This window comes from Veillonella parvula (genome assembly GCF_032577575.1).
Lineage (GTDB): Bacteria > Bacillota > Negativicutes > Veillonellales > Veillonellaceae > Veillonella.
The window spans coordinates 1-15,934 of the sequence record NZ_JAWFVO010000001.1; the positions used below are offsets into that span (position 1 = coordinate 1).

Sequence of the window (15,934 nt, forward strand, 5' to 3'; positions counted from 1 at the left end):
ATGGCTATGAGGATCCACCTGTTCCCATCTCGAACACAGTAGTTAAGCTCATAAACGCCGAAAGTACTTGGCTGGAGACGGCCTGGGAGGATAGGAAGCCGCTGATTGACTAAAAGAAAAAGGTCTACCTAAAGGTAGGCCTTTTTCTTTTTGCTAGTCTTCGACTAGCTAACCCTACTAGAGCAGCCTCCAGCCAAGGTTGTAGAGGTTGTATCTATGTACGTGTCCGTGTAAGACGGCCCTGGGAAAAGCAGGGCAGTAGAAGATGGAGGAGTGAAACGACGACAGATTCACTGCATCGCTTTCTTCCGAACGTAAGATTTACCGAGCTGCGAAGCAGAGAAGGAAAATCCACAGTGAGGAAGCAAGTAGGGCAACCGAAGAGGTCTTAGAGCTAAGCGACGCAGCCGAACCATATGAGTGCTTCCGAACGTAAGATTTACCGAGCTGCGAAGCAGAGAAGGGAAATCCACAGTGAGGATTGATAGGAAGCCGCGGCTAATGGTAGTATCTAACTAATCCATACGGTAACGAGGCACAACGTGCCAATGTTACCGAACCGTAAAGCAGTTGAGCTACTTTAAATATATGTAAATAAACTTTATCTAATCGATACCGCGGTGCGCAGCACCAATGGTATCGAACCGTAAACTAGTTGAGCAACTCCATATTTATGTAAATAACAAGCCCCATGATCACAAAATCATAGAGCCTATATATTAATAACAACTTATTAGGAATTTAATATATATACAAAAAAAGAGCTGCCTAAGCAGCTCTAATTCTTTATTATTCTACACCAACCATTACGCTAGTGGATTTGATAACAGCGACAACTTCTTTGCCAACTGCTAAGCCTAATTCTTTAACGGATTGAATAGTAATGTCAGCAGTAACAATATTATTATTACCTACGTTGATTTTTACGATTGCATTTACAGCGCCTTCTTGGATCTCAACGATAGTACCTTTTAATTGATTTCTTGCACTTAATTTCATGGATATCTCCTTAAAAAACAATACAAAAAGTATATATATTATAATATTTTGCATATAATTTGTGATATACATTACATCACAAATTATATGGAGCGGGCGAAGGGAATCGAACCCTCCTCTCAAGCTTGGGAAGCTCGCATTCTACCGATGAACTACGCCCGCACGATGTAAATATTGTATCATATATTTACATATACATTCAAGTAATCATAGATATATCTATGATTATACCTATAGTAGTAAATGTATTGAATTACTTTCAATCTAGATGTATAAAATAATAGAAAAGGAGGAATTCGTATGTCAAAAGTATATAAAGTTCATAAATGGTTATCTATCATTTCCTTAATTTTCTTCTTAATGTTTTGTATTACAGGATTAGTACTCATGTTTCGAACTGAGTTAAATGCATGGGCTCAAGGTGGAACAACACATCATTCATCAGCTATAATGTCGATGAATGAACATGAAGAATCTATATTTAAGTATGCTGATCAGGGGGCACTACTTGTTAAACAGAAATATCCATCAAAAGATATTTTGAATATATCCCCTGCTATGGGGGCTACACATATTTTACGGTATCGTATTATTGAATCTACGGCTACGGTAGCACCTCCAGCTCGCATGGGAATGGGTGGGGATTATGTTTTATATAATCCTATATCTAAAGAACTGATTACTTCACATAATGAGCCTCCTGTACATCCTTGGATTCGTAGTATGTTACATACTCTTCATCAATTACATACACGATTAGATTTAGGTAAAATTGGCATATATATTGTAACATTCTTATCATTTTTATGTAGTCTCACTATTATTTCAGGGATTTTTTTATATGGTCCATTTCGTAAAAGTTATTCTAAAGCCTCTGTTTTATCTAAGAAAATGAAAATAGGTGTATTACATCGTGAATTCTCAATAGTTGCAACGGTCTGGGGATTTATATTATGTATAACAGGTGTATGGATTGGGGGCTTTTTTATTGCAAATGATAACTATAATGCCGATGTACTTCATAATGCTAAACAGGAACTTTCGATTGGACAATCTGAAATATTGCAACCATCAGAAGCAATTTCTCGTATAATGAAAGTATATCCAGATCGACAAGTTATTTCTATGGATTATCCATCTAAGTTTAACAATTACCATTATGCATTTTATTTAGGTGCAGAAAATGATGATGATCCAGCTATGTTTCTTGGACAGCCTGTATATGCTAACTTGTATGTCGATTCTAGTAATGATAGATTTTCTACTAAAGCAGTTCCATGGTATTTTACAGGTATGACGACTATGATTAACCTACATATTCATAATCATAATACGATGGCTCTGAAGATATTGTGGGCTATATGGGATATTGTTCTCATTATTGGTATCGTGACTGGACTTATGATGACTATTATTAGAAAGTATAAAAAATCAGATGTAATTCTATCTAAAGTATCGGTAGAGGAAAAGCATATTTGGCGTACACCATTATTTTGTAGTATATCTGTTCTTATAGGATTGCTTCTACCACTTTGGCAAAATCCTGTTATGAATACGATTGCTGCTATTTGTTTAACTGTATCACTTATTGTATTTTTTATCTCTTTACTTAAAGAAAGTAAACAATATTGATTATTTTCGAACTGAAATGATATAATAATAAATATAGTTGTTTTTATATACATAAAAATACGTATTATTATTTATGACTCAGAAAGTGGTAGTTATTATGAATTTTATAAAAGCATTTTTCCAGTCAGAGTCTGCTGGTGGGATATCCTTGCTGTCCGCTGCTATTTTAGGCGTTCTTGTGGCGAACTCACCGATTGCAGCACAGTATTTTGCAGTCATGCAAATACACCTTGGTCCAATGACTATACTGGAGTGGGTAAATGATGCCTTAATGGCTCTTTTTTTCCTTTATGTTGGTATAGAGATCAAGAAGGAAATGATTTCTGGGGAGCTTGATACGAAGGCGAAACGTGTGCTTCCCGTATTAGCCGCATTTGCAGGTGTTATTACGCCAGCTATTGTGTATTATTTTGCGGCTGGATATATGCCAGAATATAGACATGGTTGGGGGATTCCTACCGCTACAGATATCGCTTTTGCTATAGGCGTTATTACAATGCTTGGTAATAAGGTATCTACAGCGATGAAAGCCTTTCTAGCTGCATTAGCTATTATTGACGACTTGATTGCCATAGTCGTTATTGCTCTCTTTTATGGGGCAGGCGTTAATTTTATGGATTTAATAGCTGCTGCGGCTGTAACTGGTTTACTGATTTATACTAATAAGCAAGGCTATTTAAGACCACTTCCGTATTGTGTTCTAGGATTAGTTCTTTGGTATTTAGTTTTAAAATCTGGTGTGCATGCTACCATTGCTGGTGTTGTACTGGCTATGACAATTCCTTTTAAAGGTAAAGTTATAGATAAGGTAGTATATCCTATGGAAGAATGGGCCCATGCTTTACGCAATTGGGTAAACTTCTTAATTATACCATTATTTAGTTTTTTAAATGCTGGTGTATCCTTTGCTGATTTTTCCATAGATAATTTATTCCATCCTGTAATCATAGGTGTTTCATTCGGTTTAATCTTAGGAAAACAATTAGGTATATTCTCTGCCGTCTACATTTTGGTTCAATCTAAGGCAATTAAGATGCCTACAAAAACGACGTGGCCTGAAATTTATGGGACAGCTATTTTGTGTGGTATTGGCTTTACTATGAGCCTTTTTGTTGCTACACTGGCTTTCCCACCAGGTATAACACAAGAAATGGCTAAGGTAGGTATCTTTATAGGATCAATCACGGCAGGCTTGCTAGGTGCGATTGTCCTAATTTTAGCTTATCAAATACGCAAGATGCGTGGTAAAATTTAATAAAATAATCTTTTGTAAGTATAGAAAGGATTCAAATGGAACGCATTTTTGTTTTCTTACGTTCTCCAGGTGCAGCTACATCTGTACTCCTAGGAGCAACAGTACTCGCTTTAATTTTAGCGAACTCTCCATCATCTGAACAATACTTTCAAATCGTTAATCACCATATAGGTAATCTAACAATTTTAGAATGGGTTAATGATGCATTGATGGCAATCTTCTTCCTTTTTGTAGGTCTCGAAGTTAAGCGTGAATTAGTATCAGGTGAGCTTAATACTAATGCTAAGCGTGTGATGCCAGGCATTGCCGCATTATTTGGTGTTCTAACGCCCGCTTTTATCTACTACTTAATTGCAGGTTTTCATTCTGAATATATACATGGTTGGGCAATACCAACTGCTACGGATATTGCATTTTCCATCGGTATTATATCTGCATTAGGCTCTAGAGTACCGAATTCAATGAAAGTATTTCTAACAGCTCTTGCCGTTATAGATGATTTGATTGCTATCATCGTAATTGCAATCTTCTATGCGTCAAGTATTCACATGATGTATTTAGGTGCAGCTGTCGTAGTTGTAGCTGCTTTAATCTATTGTAATAAGCAAGGATATGTACGACCTTTACCATATATCATTCTAGGGTTTATCCTTTGGTATTGTGTATTAAAATCTGGTTTACATGCAACTATGGCTGGTGTAATCTTAGCTATGACAATTCCTTCAAAAGGCAAACGAGGCCGTAAGTATGTTCGCCCAATGCAACATTGGGAACATTTATTGTCCAATTGGGTTAGTTTTTTAATTGTACCAATATTTGCATTCTTTAATGCTGGTGTAGATTTACGTAATGTATCTGTTAATGACTTAACGCATCCTGTAGTGCTTGGTGTTGCATTAGGCCTTATTATAGGGAAACAAATAGGTATTTTTGGTGCAGTATTTGCGATGGTGAAATGTGGCCTTGTACCAATGCCGACAGAAGCTAATTGGAAGCATGTATATGGTACTGCGATTGTATGTGGTATAGGCTTTACAATGAGTATCTTCGTATCTATCTTGGCATTTGAACCCGGTCACGCTCAAGAAATGGCAAAAGGTGGCGTTATACTTGGCTCATTAATCTCTGCATTATTCGGCTACATCTTCTTAAGACTTGTTGGTGCAAACCGAAAAGAATGTCATATTGGTGTATACCATAACTGCTAAAATTGAATAAAACTATTAAATCTCCATTATAGACTGAAGAGTATTTCCGACTTTAGAAGTAATCTAAGCGAATATTCTTGCAGGATATAATGGAGATTTTCATTGGTATCTTATAATTTTATGATATATATGTAATACACCCTTAAAACTATACTATAACTATAATTTAATATATATGAATTATTGATATTAATTGAACCTTTATGGTTTATAGATTATTTAAAACTGTATAGTATACTACTTAATGTAAGGTGAGGTGTATATGATAAAAAAAATAATTATTGCATGTACGCTTGTTTGTATGATTGTAATGGTATCCTCTGTATCATTAGCAAAAACTATTGATCGGGGACAACGAGGGCATCACGTTAGTAAGGTGCAAACCATGTTAAAGCATCAAGGTTTTTTACATGATTCTATAGATGGCATTTACGGTCATAATACAGAACAAGCTGTTCGAAAATTTCAAAAATCTAAAGGGCTCGCTGTAGATGGTCGTGTTGGTCCTGCTACGATGAATGCTTTAGAAAAGATGGAGACTCGTTATGGTGGACATGGCACAGAACGCGATCATAATGGAGTGCCTAATAAATACTCTAAAGTTTTAACGATGGAGGCTAGTGGCTATTCATCTCAAGATCCTGGCAACGGAAAATATACAGCTACAGGCAGTCGTCTACGGAAGGGACTTGTATCTGTAGACCCTAAATTAATTCCTTTGGGAACGCGATTATATATTGAAGGTTATGGCTATGCTGTAGCTGACGATGTAGGTGGTGCTATTAAAGGGCATCGCATTGATTTAGCCTTTGATTCTCGTGCAGAAGCATTGCAGTTTGGACGTCAATCTGTAAAGGTTTATATTTTATAATGATAACTCTCTAGTTTTATATGATTATATGATAGATGTATAGACTACAATCATATTCTTGTATAACATGCTAGAGAGTTTTTCTTTTACCGAATTATAATGTATTCAAAACCTCGAATATTCGGAAAATATGGTATAATAAATAATAGATATATGATGATGACTCATGATGTTAAATTAATAAGCATACTTAATAGTTATATGATGAATGGTAAAGGATAATCCTATGGATAAAGTACGGCGCGTAGAACGAATGGTGGCAATGACAAAACTGTTAGTTGATTCACCGCAAAAATTGATTCCTTTAAATTACTTTTGCGACTTTTTTGGCATGGCTAAATCAACGGTTAGTGAAGATTTAACATGTGTAAGGCAGTCTATGGAATACTTTCAACTGGGGACCTTAGAAACGGTGGCCGGTGTAGCTGGTGGGGTACGATTTATTCCGCATCGCAAGGGAATACAAGCGAACGATATTCTACGCGATGTGCAAGCTCGTTTAATGGAGCCAGATCGCATCATTCCAGGTGGTTTTATTTATATGTCTGATATCTTATATGATTGGCATGTAATGACACGTCTGGGTGAGATTATTATGACTCGTTTCGTGGACCGTGAACCAGACTATATTTTGACTGTAGAAACAAAGGGGATTCCTTTGGCTGTAATGGTAGCGAGAGCTTTCAATAAACCACTTGTTATTGCTAGACGTGATAGTAAGGTAACAGAAGGTTCTGCTATTAGTATCAATTATGTAACAGGTTCCTCTGGGCGCATTCAAACTATGACTCTAACTAAACGGGCAATTCCTCCAAATGCGAAAGTGTTAATTATCGATGACTTTATGAAAGCTGGCGGTACCGCTAAGGGGCTTAAAGAATTAGTTCTTGAAATGAGTGGCGTCGTTGTTGGCACAGGTGTTCTTGTAGCTACAGCTGAACCAAGTCCGAAGTTGATCGATGATTATGAATCACTATTTACTTTTTATGGTATCGATGAAAATACAAAGAAAATTAGTATAGAGCCTGTGTTAGATGCAGAGTAAATCATTAATATTAGGAAGATTATAGGCTGATATAATGGTTTATATTGAGTATTGACCTATGGGCTAAATAATGACGTAAATAATATTTAAAATGGTTTAGAGATATAAGAGATAACAGATAGGAGATTACTATGAATATTGCAAGCCTTATTTTAGCTGCTGGTAAGGGCACGCGTATGAAGTCTAAATTGCCAAAAGTGTTACACAAGGTCGGCGGTAAGGCGATGGTAGAACGCGTTCTTGAAACGGTTCAATCCATTGGTACCAATCGCGATGTTGTTATCGTTGGTTTTGGTGGCGATGCAGTACAAAATTACTTGGGAGAGCGTGCTGAATTTGTTCGTCAAGAAGAACAAAATGGTACAGGTCATGCAGTTAAGATGGCTCAACCAGTACTTGGTGATTATGATGGTACAATCTTATTGTTATGCGGTGATACTCCCCTGGTTACAAAAGAAAGTTTAGAAGCACTTTTAGAAGAACATAAAAATTCCGGTGCAGCAGCTACAATCTTAACTGCTCATATGCCGAATCCAACTGGTTATGGACGTATCATTCGTAATGAAGCGGGTTCTGTAGTTCGTATCGTAGAACAGAAAGATGGTAAACCTGAAGAATTAGCGGTTCAAGAAGTAAATACAGGTATGTACGCTTTTGATAGTAAAAAATTATGGCCTTGCTTAGATCAATTATCTGATGATAATGCCCAAGGTGAATTGTATATTACTGATGTAGTTGGTATTCTCGTAAATGGTGGCGACAAGGTAAGTGCATACATGACTAAGGATTTTGAAGAATCTTTAGGTGTAAACTCACGTTTGCAATTAGCAGAGGCTGAAGCTATATTAAAACATCGTAAAAATGTTGAGTTAATGACTGCTGGCGTAACAATTATTGATCCTGAAAATACCTATGTGGCTCCTGAGGTAACAGTAGGTGCAGATACAATTTTGCATCCTGGTACAATTCTTGAAGGTGATACCGTGATTGGTGAGCGTTGTGAAATTGGACCACACACTCGTTTGACGAATGTAAAAGTCGGCAATGATACGATTATCCACTTTACTTATGGTCATGACTGTGAAGTAAAAGACGGTGTAGATGTAGGTCCATATGTCCATTTGCGTCCAAATACAGTTTTAGGTAACAAGGTTCATGTAGGTAACTTTGTAGAAGTTAAAAACTCTAATGTTGGGGAAGGTACTAAGTTCCCACATCTCTCCTATATCGGTGATAGTGATGTTGGGGCCGGTGTTAATATTGGCTGTGGCACTATTACCGTGAATTATGATGGGAAAGTTAAGCATCGTACGACTATTGGTGATGGTGCATTTGTTGGTTGTAATAGTAACTTAGTTGCCCCTGTAACAGTAGGTAATTATAGCTATGTAGGTGCGGGCTCTACTATTACTAAAAATGTACCAGATAAGGCCTTGGCTGTAGGGCGCAGTAAGCAAATTGTGAAAGAAAATTGGGTAACAGAGGATACTTTCAAAAAGAAATAAAAAAAATCTCATATTTTTTAACACAATTAGGTCAAAATAGTATACAATAAAAAGGCAATAGTGTGTATCTGTAATGTATAGATTATGGATAAGTAACCAGTATAGGAGCAAATGAAAGGGTAACAAAATGGCATTTGAAGACGGCAAAAAACTCAAGATTTTCACAGGTAATGCAAATCCTGCATTGGCAAAGGAAATTTGTGATTATTTAGGGTTGCCTTTAGGTGAAGCATTTGTAGGTCGTTTTAACAATGGCGAAGTACAAATAATGATTGATGAAAGCGTACGTGGCAAAGATGTATTTATCATTCAACCAACTAGCTATCCTGTAAATGATAATTTAATGGAACTCATGGTTATGGCTGACGCGTTAAAACGCGCTTCTGCACGTCATATCACTGCAGTAGTACCTTACTATGGCTATGCTCGCCAAGACCGTAAGACTCGTGGTCGTGAGCCGATTACAGCTAAATTAGTAGCTAATTTGATGCAAACGGCAGGTATTACACGTCTTGTAACAATTGATTTGCATGCAGGCCAAATTCAAGGTTTCTTTGATGTGCCTGTAGATCATTTGTTTGGCGCATCTATTTTGGCTAAATACATTAATGAAAAAAATATGGAAGATGTTATCGTTGTATCTCCTGACCTTGGCGGTGTTACAAGAGCTCGTGATTTGGCTGACCGCATTGGTGCACCGATTGCAATCATTGAGAAAAAACGCCCTGAACCAGGTGTGGCTAAAGTTATGAATCTCATCGGTGATGTGGCAGGTAAAAACTGTATTATTATCGATGATATCGTAGATACGGCTGGATCCTTGGTTGAAGGTGCTAAAGCATTGGAAGAATTCGGTGCTAAATCCGTTACCGCCGCTGTTACACATGCAGTGTTGACAGATCCGGCAAGTGAACGAATTGCAAATTCCAATATTAAGGAACTTATCGTTACTAATACTATTCCATTGCCGGAAAATTGCAACTTACCAAATATTACGCAATTATCCGTAGCTCCATTGTTGGGTGAAGCAATTATGCGTATCTTCCATGAAGTGTCTGTAAGTAATTTATTTGATAAATAATAGGTGATTCTTGAAATTAGTAGTAGGCCTCGGTAACCCCGGCAAGCAATACGAAAAGACAAAACATAATATTGGATTTATGGTTATTGATGCCATAGCCGATAGTGTCCCTCACACGCCTTGGAGAGAGGAGCAACGTGCTGAGGTATGCAGTATTACCGTAGATGGTGAGAAAGTATTACTTGTAAAGCCGCAAACATTTATGAATCTAAGTGGTGAGTCTGTAGGACCGTTAATGCGGTACTATAAAATTGATCCATCTGATGTGTATTGTATCTATGATGACATGGATTTACCTATAGGTAAGTTGCGTATTCGACCAAATGGTAGTTCAGGTGGACATAATGGGATTAAATCTTTAATTTCCCATATAGGAACAGAAAATTTTCCTCGTTTCCGCGTAGGAATTGGACGTCCATTGCCACAATGGACTGTCATTGATCACGTTTTAGCACCATTTAGTGAAGAGTCGCAAGAGAAGGTACAAAAAGGTATTAAGGATACGGTAAAAGCCGTATTAGGCACCTTAGAGGTAGGTATTGATAAAGGCATGAATCAATTCAATCCTAAACGTCGTCCACGGCGATAAATACATGCATAAGGGCATGAGTCTCATTGAGATTCATGCCCTTTTTACGAGGTACATATGAGTAATCAAGAAAAAATGCCTTTTGTAGAGGCTTTAGAATCATATAAAGAACAACATTTTGTGCCCTTTCATACGCCAGGTCATAAGATAGGTGTTGAAGCACCTCAACTGTTAAAGAATTGGATGGGGCCAGCGTTATCCTATGACTTAGGTGTTATGTATGCTTTAGATGATTTACATGAACCTGAACGGGAATTAAAAGAAGCGCAAGACTTAACAGCCGAATTATATGGAGCTGATTGTTGTTGGTTTTCTATTAATGGTACTACAGCTTTGATCGAAGCCATGATCATGGGCACTGTAGGGCCTGATGAAACCATTATCATTCCTCGAGAAGCACATCGTTCTGTTATTAGTGGGCTTGTTCTCTCAGGAGCCAAACCAGTATATATGGGCTGTGATTTTGATGAACGCTGGGGGATTCCACTAGGAGTATCATTAGAAAATGCTATCAAATCAATGGATGCACATCCAGAGGCAAAGGCGATTCTTTTAGTGTATCCAAACTATTATGGCGTGGGCATAGATATTGTTAATATCATACAAGAGGCTCATAAGCGGGAACTTATTGTACTTGTTGATGAAGCTCATGGGCCTCATTTGCCGTTTTCTGAAAGTTTACCTATAGAAGCTACAGAGGCTGGAGCAGATTTGGTGGCTCAAAGTACACATAAATCTGTTGGCTCTTTGACACAAACATCTTGGCTATTAGGGCAAGGTAAAAAAATTGATAAGCGGCGTATTACGCAAATGCATCAAATGTTACAAAGTACGAGTCCAAACTATATTTTCCTTGCTTCCTTAGATATGGCGCGCCATCAATTAGCCACAGCAGGTAATGATTTAGTAAGTCGTGCAGTAGAGTTGAGTATGTACTTACGTGAGGAACTCAATAAAATTTCTGGTATTGCTGCTATGGAATACACGGATATTCAAGAGCGAGTAATAAATTATGATTGTACTAAGGTGCTGATTGATGCTAAAGAATTAGGGCTCACAGGTGTAGAATTTGAACGGATGTTACGAGAACATCATATTGAGGTGGAGTTAGTACAAGCTCATCATGTGCTAGTGCTTATTACCATAGGTGATACAAAAGAGTCTGTAACTGCTCTTATTAAGGCTGTACAAGCTGTAAGTGAAAAGGTGTTACGTGCATTTAAAGAATTTAATAAAACAGAGGAAGAGCAATTGCAAGACATTAGTAAAGATTCTGCGCTGCTGCCAGCGCCTATTGTGCGCATAACCCCTCGTAATGCTATGTATGCAAATCGTGAGCAAGTACCTTTAAAAGAAGCACTTCATCGCATTGCAGGGGAGACAATTGCTTATTATCCACCGGGTATTCCCTGTGTAGCAGTAGGTGAAGAGATTAGTGCCTCTGTGTTACAATATATAGAGAATCGCAAGGCTTTAGGTTTTGTACAGAATGGTGCTGATGATATGACATTGGAAACAATTTGGGTATTACAGGAGTGATTATGGGGACTTTGATTATATTAGAAGGTGGAGATGGCAGCGGTAAGGCTACACAAACTAAACTCTTAGTAGAACGCTTGACCAAAGAAGGGCATGCCGTTAAGTCTGTGAGCTTTCCAAACTATGATAGCGGCGCCGCTATGCCTATTAAAATGTATTTAGCTGGTGAATTTGGTAAAGATGTACATGATGTAAATCCTTATGTGGCAAGCTCTATGTATGCCATCGATCGATTTGCTTCCTTCAGAACTGACTGGGAACAGTTTTACAAAAATGGGGGTATTATCATTGCAGATCGTTATACAACGTCTAACATGGTGCACCAAATGGTAAAATACGATAATCCGAATGAACGCACTGCATTTTTAGATTGGCTTGAAGATTTTGAGTTCCAAAAATTTGGCTTGCCTAAACCTGATGTGGTATGCCTTTTGGATATGCCCCTTGAAGTGAGCGAAGCCCTTATGGCGGAGCGCACTGGTAAAACTGGGGGCAATACTGGTGATATTCACGAAGGGAATCATGCATATTTAGCAGCCGTTCACGATGCGTATGAAGAATTAGTAAAGCGTTATCAATGGCACCGCATACCTTGTGCTTATAAAGCTAAGTCTAGTCAGTATACGTTGCGTACTATTGAAGAAATTCATAATGATGTATATAGTGTAGTAGAAAATCTAATACCTTAGAAAAAGGCGACTCTTTTAAAAGTCGCCTTTTTCCTATATAATATTAATATTGAGCATGTATTGATAGGAGGCGCTATGACATATTTTGATTCTATAATTGGTCAAGATTCGATTAAGGCACACCTATCTGAACTTGTAAGTCGTAATGCATTACCCCATAGTCTCTTGTTTTATGGAGAATCTGGTCTTGGTAAGCTAGATATGGCCATAGGCCTAGCGTCTTTATTACTAGGACGTCAAGTATTCTCTCAACCTAAGGGGGAATCTTATTTAGCAGAGGTTAAGGAAGCCCGTTTAGCAAATGGGGATACGGAAAAACGTATCGAAGCCGAAGGATTACCTATCTATATGGATAAGGGTGATGCCTTTTGGATTCGTCCTATGAAAACAACCTTAAAGGTAGAGCAGTGGTATTCATTATTACAAGATCATCTGTCTGTGGCGGGCAATGGGAACCGCGTTGTCATTGTGGAGGACTTTCACACAGCTAATGCAGTCATGGCAAATGCCATGTTAAAAACCATTGAAGAACCACCTGAACAGGTGTACTTCATCATTATTACGAACAAGATTAACACCGTATTGCCTACCATCATTTCTAGATGTATGGGCGTTGGTTTTAATAGTGTTGATGTAGATACGATTCGCACCGCTCTTGTAGCGCGTGGAATCACCGGTGATATAGAACAGGCTTTGTTAGCTGGTCATGGTAATCCACAATTAGTGGAGAAACTGGCGACACAAGGTCGCATCGAAATGCTAGAGTTAGCCGTTAAGGTGATGGACATATTAGCTTTTGAAACGCGATGGTTTTCTATGATTTCCTTAGCTTGTGAAAGCTTATCTCGTGAAAATCTAACGGAATTGATGCACTGGTTACGCCTTATAAGTAGAGATATGATGGCTCTTAAAATGGGGGCTCAAAACACGCAATTACAAGTACCTATGTACAAGACTCAATTATTACGATTATTACCGCGCTGGTCCATGCAAGCATTGTCAGAGGTTATTACCGAAACATTGCAAGCAGAACGGGCTTTGCGCTTACATATAAAAACCGCTCTCGTGGTGGACGGTCTTAGTATCGCCCTTCATGATGCTCGGGAGGAGGATTAAATGCTAACCATAGTTGGCGTACGCTTTAAAAAGGCGGGAAAGATTTATTATTTTCAGCCTGAACAATTAGAACTATCCGTTGGGGATGGGGTTATCGTTGAAACAGCACGTGGTGTAGAATACGGCACAGTTGTGATTGGACCAAAAGAGGTCTATGAAGATTCTGTTGTTGCCCCTGTGAAGCCTGTTATTAGACAGGCGACGTCTAAGGATTTGAAACAAATCGAGAAGAATAAAGAGCGCGAAGAAAAAGCCTTTGAAATTTGTCTCGAAAAAATTGAAAAACGCAAGTTACCGATGAAACTTATCAATGTGGAATACACATTTGATATGAATAAGATTATATTCTTCTTTACTGCAGATGGCCGTATTGACTTCCGTGAGCTCGTTAAAGATTTGGCAACTATATTTAGAACGCGCATCGAGTTACGCCAAGTAGGTGTCCGTGATGAGGCTAAAGTACTAAATGGTATCGGTGCTTGTGGTCGACCTTTGTGTTGTTCAAATTTCTTAGGTGACTTTACGCCTGTATCGATTCGCATGGCAAAGGATCAAAATTTGAGCTTAAATCCTACGAAGATTTCTGGTGTATGTGGTCGATTGATGTGTTGTCTTAACTATGAAGATGATTTATATAAAAAAGGTGGCGACCTATATGTGAAGAAGGAACGCACTCAATCTCCTCAAGATATAGCACCTCCTGGCATTGGTAAGGAGGTTGTTACCGATGAAGGTATTGGTAAAGTTTTAAAGGTAAATCATCATAAGCATACTGTAAAGGTACAGCTCGAAGCGGGCCGTACTATCGATTTGAAATGGTCCGAGGTGGCATTGCCTGATGAATGATCAAGAACGACTTGATGATTTAATTATCGATGGCTTACAGATTTATCAGCGTTCTGATATGTTTCGCTTTTCCTTTGACGCCATAGCACTCATTCATTTTTGTCGTTTTAATGGTCGTCATACCTATGTTGATCTTGGAACGGGGTCAGGGGTTATGCCGCTTATAGGTACGTCATTAGGGGCAGGTCATATTACAGGTATAGAAATTAATGAAACTCTCGTTGAGTTGGCTAAGCGTAGCGTAGAACATAATCGTAAACAAGATGTGGTAAATATGTTATGTGGCGATTATCGACATATGACATATCGCGATATACAAGATAAGCCTTTTGATGGTGTTATTGTTAATCCCCCTTTTTATGATTGTGAAAGCGGTGCAAAGCCTACATCTGAAGAGCGTACTTTAGCACTTCATGATGGACATACAACTTTATGTGATGTTCTGAAAGCGGTACAGTCCTTTATTAAATGTAAAGGTCGCTTGTGGATGATTTATAGTGCTAGTCGCTTGCAATATGTATTACATGAACTAGAAAGGTTTAACTTTCAAGCAAAACGAATTCGGTTTGTTCATGGTATGCTAGATAAACCAGCAAAATTAGTTTTGATAGAGTCTATTTTTCAAGGTCAGGCAGGTCTTGTACTTGAGCCACCACTCATCGTTTACAAAAAAACGAATGTGTACACGAAGGAGGTGTCCTCTTGGTATGAACGATAATGAATGGGGCACATTATACTTGGTGCCTACACCGATTGGTAATTTAGAAGATATGACGTATCGATCTGTTCGTATTTTGGGTGAGGTAGATGCTATCGCGGCTGAGGATACACGTCATACGGGCATATTGTTAAAACATTTTGATATTAAAAAGCCTTTGATTTCTTATCATGAACATAATAAGGAGGAAAAAGGTGCTTATATTTTGGAACTTTTGTTAGAAGGACAGTCGATTGCTTGCGTTAGTGATGCGGGTATGCCTGCTATTTCTGATCCAGGGGCAGACCTTGTAACAAAGGCCATTGAAGAAGGCATAGCTGTAGTTCCATTACCAGGAGCCAATGCGGCGTTAACAGCACTTATTGCATCAGGTTTAGATACTAAATCCTTTACCTTTGCAGGGTTCTTACCTAAACGGGGTAAACATCGGGTTGAAGAATTACAACGACTTTCACAAGTGATGGGAACCTTGCTGTTTTATGAAGCACCACATCGACTACAAGAGGTTTTACAAGATATGTATGAAGTCTTTGGTAATCGCTCCATAACGGTGGCAAGGGAACTGACGAAGAAGTTTGAAACCTTTGTACGCACGGATCTGGAAAACCTTGTAAAGGATTTAGAACAGCTCACCTATAAAGGTGAATTCGTCCTCATCGTAAGCGGTGCTGATACAGTGGAGTCCGATACTAGTGAAGTGTTGGATGAACCAGTATCTTATGAAGATGCTGTGCAAGCCCTTGTAGATACTGGGGTACCTAAAAAAGAAGCTATTCGCCAGGTGGCAAAGCGTTTTAACGTTTCCCGCCGGGATGTATATAATATTGTAGAACGTTAAACC

At 38.3% G+C, this 15,934-nt stretch carries 15 protein-coding genes, 1 tRNA gene and 1 rRNA gene; 15 read left to right on the forward strand and 2 right to left on the reverse strand.

All coding sequences use genetic code 11. The features are described from left to right. Positions 1-107, forward strand: a 5S ribosomal RNA gene (gene rrf / locus E7K77_RS00005); the annotation flags it as partial. Positions 108-789: 682 nt separating this feature from the next. Here rrf and E7K77_RS00010 read toward each other — a convergent pair. Both E7K77_RS00010 and E7K77_RS00015 read right to left on the reverse strand, forming a co-directional pair. Then, positions 790-999: a TOBE domain-containing protein gene (locus E7K77_RS00010; protein ID WP_004693239.1), complete on the reverse strand. Its 210-nt coding sequence runs from the start codon at positions 997-999 to the stop codon at positions 790-792. A gap of 88 nt (positions 1,000-1,087) precedes the next feature. Then, positions 1,088-1,161, reverse strand: a tRNA-Gly gene (locus E7K77_RS00015). A gap of 138 nt (positions 1,162-1,299) precedes the next feature. Between E7K77_RS00015 and E7K77_RS00020 the strand changes: the two genes are divergently transcribed. From E7K77_RS00020 to rsmI, 14 genes are all read left to right on the forward strand, one after another. Further along, positions 1,300-2,631, forward strand: coding sequence for a PepSY-associated TM helix domain-containing protein (locus tag E7K77_RS00020; RefSeq protein WP_155086311.1), 1,332 nt, complete (start codon positions 1,300-1,302; stop codon positions 2,629-2,631). A 97-nt stretch (positions 2,632-2,728) separates the two neighbouring features. Then, positions 2,729-3,886, forward strand: coding sequence for a Na+/H+ antiporter NhaA (gene nhaA / locus E7K77_RS00025; RefSeq protein ID WP_004693243.1), 1,158 nt, complete (start codon positions 2,729-2,731; stop codon positions 3,884-3,886). Positions 3,887-3,921: 35 nt separating this feature from the next. After that, entirely contained in the window at positions 3,922-5,094 is a 1,173-nt protein-coding gene (gene nhaA / locus E7K77_RS00030) for a Na+/H+ antiporter NhaA (protein ID WP_024060197.1), read from the forward strand. Between the two features lie 262 nt (positions 5,095-5,356). After that, on the forward strand, positions 5,357-5,965 hold the full coding sequence (locus tag E7K77_RS00035) for a peptidoglycan-binding protein (RefSeq protein ID WP_024060198.1): 609 nt from the start codon (positions 5,357-5,359) through the stop codon (positions 5,963-5,965). A 226-nt stretch (positions 5,966-6,191) separates the two neighbouring features. Next, positions 6,192-7,010 (forward strand): pur operon repressor, encoded by an 819-nt coding sequence (gene purR / locus E7K77_RS00040; protein WP_278604580.1) that lies wholly within the window; start codon positions 6,192-6,194, stop codon positions 7,008-7,010. Positions 7,011-7,141: 131 nt separating this feature from the next. Then, positions 7,142-8,515 (forward strand): bifunctional UDP-N-acetylglucosamine diphosphorylase/glucosamine-1-phosphate N-acetyltransferase GlmU, encoded by a 1,374-nt coding sequence (gene glmU, locus E7K77_RS00045; RefSeq protein WP_077708284.1) that lies wholly within the window; start codon positions 7,142-7,144, stop codon positions 8,513-8,515. A gap of 127 nt (positions 8,516-8,642) precedes the next feature. Beyond that, positions 8,643-9,596 (forward strand): ribose-phosphate diphosphokinase, encoded by a 954-nt coding sequence (locus tag E7K77_RS00050; protein ID WP_004693255.1) that lies wholly within the window; start codon positions 8,643-8,645, stop codon positions 9,594-9,596. Positions 9,597-9,606: 10 nt separating this feature from the next. After that, positions 9,607-10,185 (forward strand): aminoacyl-tRNA hydrolase, encoded by a 579-nt coding sequence (gene pth, locus E7K77_RS00055; protein WP_004693256.1) that lies wholly within the window; start codon positions 9,607-9,609, stop codon positions 10,183-10,185. A 57-nt stretch (positions 10,186-10,242) separates the two neighbouring features. After that, on the forward strand, positions 10,243-11,724 hold the full coding sequence (locus E7K77_RS00060) for an aminotransferase class I/II-fold pyridoxal phosphate-dependent enzyme (protein WP_316066322.1): 1,482 nt from the start codon (positions 10,243-10,245) through the stop codon (positions 11,722-11,724). 2 nt (positions 11,725-11,726) lie between these two features. After that, the gene (locus E7K77_RS00065) at positions 11,727-12,413 is read left to right on the forward strand and encodes a dTMP kinase (protein ID WP_325305731.1); all 687 of its coding nucleotides are present in this window, start codon (positions 11,727-11,729) and stop codon (positions 12,411-12,413) included. A gap of 75 nt (positions 12,414-12,488) precedes the next feature. Continuing rightward, on the forward strand, positions 12,489-13,529 hold the full coding sequence (locus tag E7K77_RS00070; protein WP_316066323.1) for a DNA polymerase III subunit: 1,041 nt from the start codon (positions 12,489-12,491) through the stop codon (positions 13,527-13,529). Then, entirely contained in the window at positions 13,530-14,375 is an 846-nt protein-coding gene (locus E7K77_RS00075; RefSeq protein WP_008713595.1) for a PSP1 domain-containing protein, read from the forward strand. Beyond that, positions 14,368-15,093 carry a tRNA1(Val) (adenine(37)-N6)-methyltransferase gene (locus tag E7K77_RS00080; protein ID WP_008713596.1) on the forward strand — a complete coding sequence of 242 codons (726 nt, stop codon included), beginning with the start codon at positions 14,368-14,370 and terminating at the stop codon, positions 15,091-15,093. The genes E7K77_RS00075 and E7K77_RS00080 overlap by 8 nt, the downstream gene beginning before the upstream one ends. Further along, positions 15,083-15,931, forward strand: coding sequence for a 16S rRNA (cytidine(1402)-2'-O)-methyltransferase (gene rsmI / locus E7K77_RS00085; RefSeq protein ID WP_316066324.1), 849 nt, complete (start codon positions 15,083-15,085; stop codon positions 15,929-15,931). Before E7K77_RS00080 ends, rsmI begins: the two co-directional genes overlap by 11 nt. Positions 15,932-15,934 lie beyond the last annotated feature (3 nt).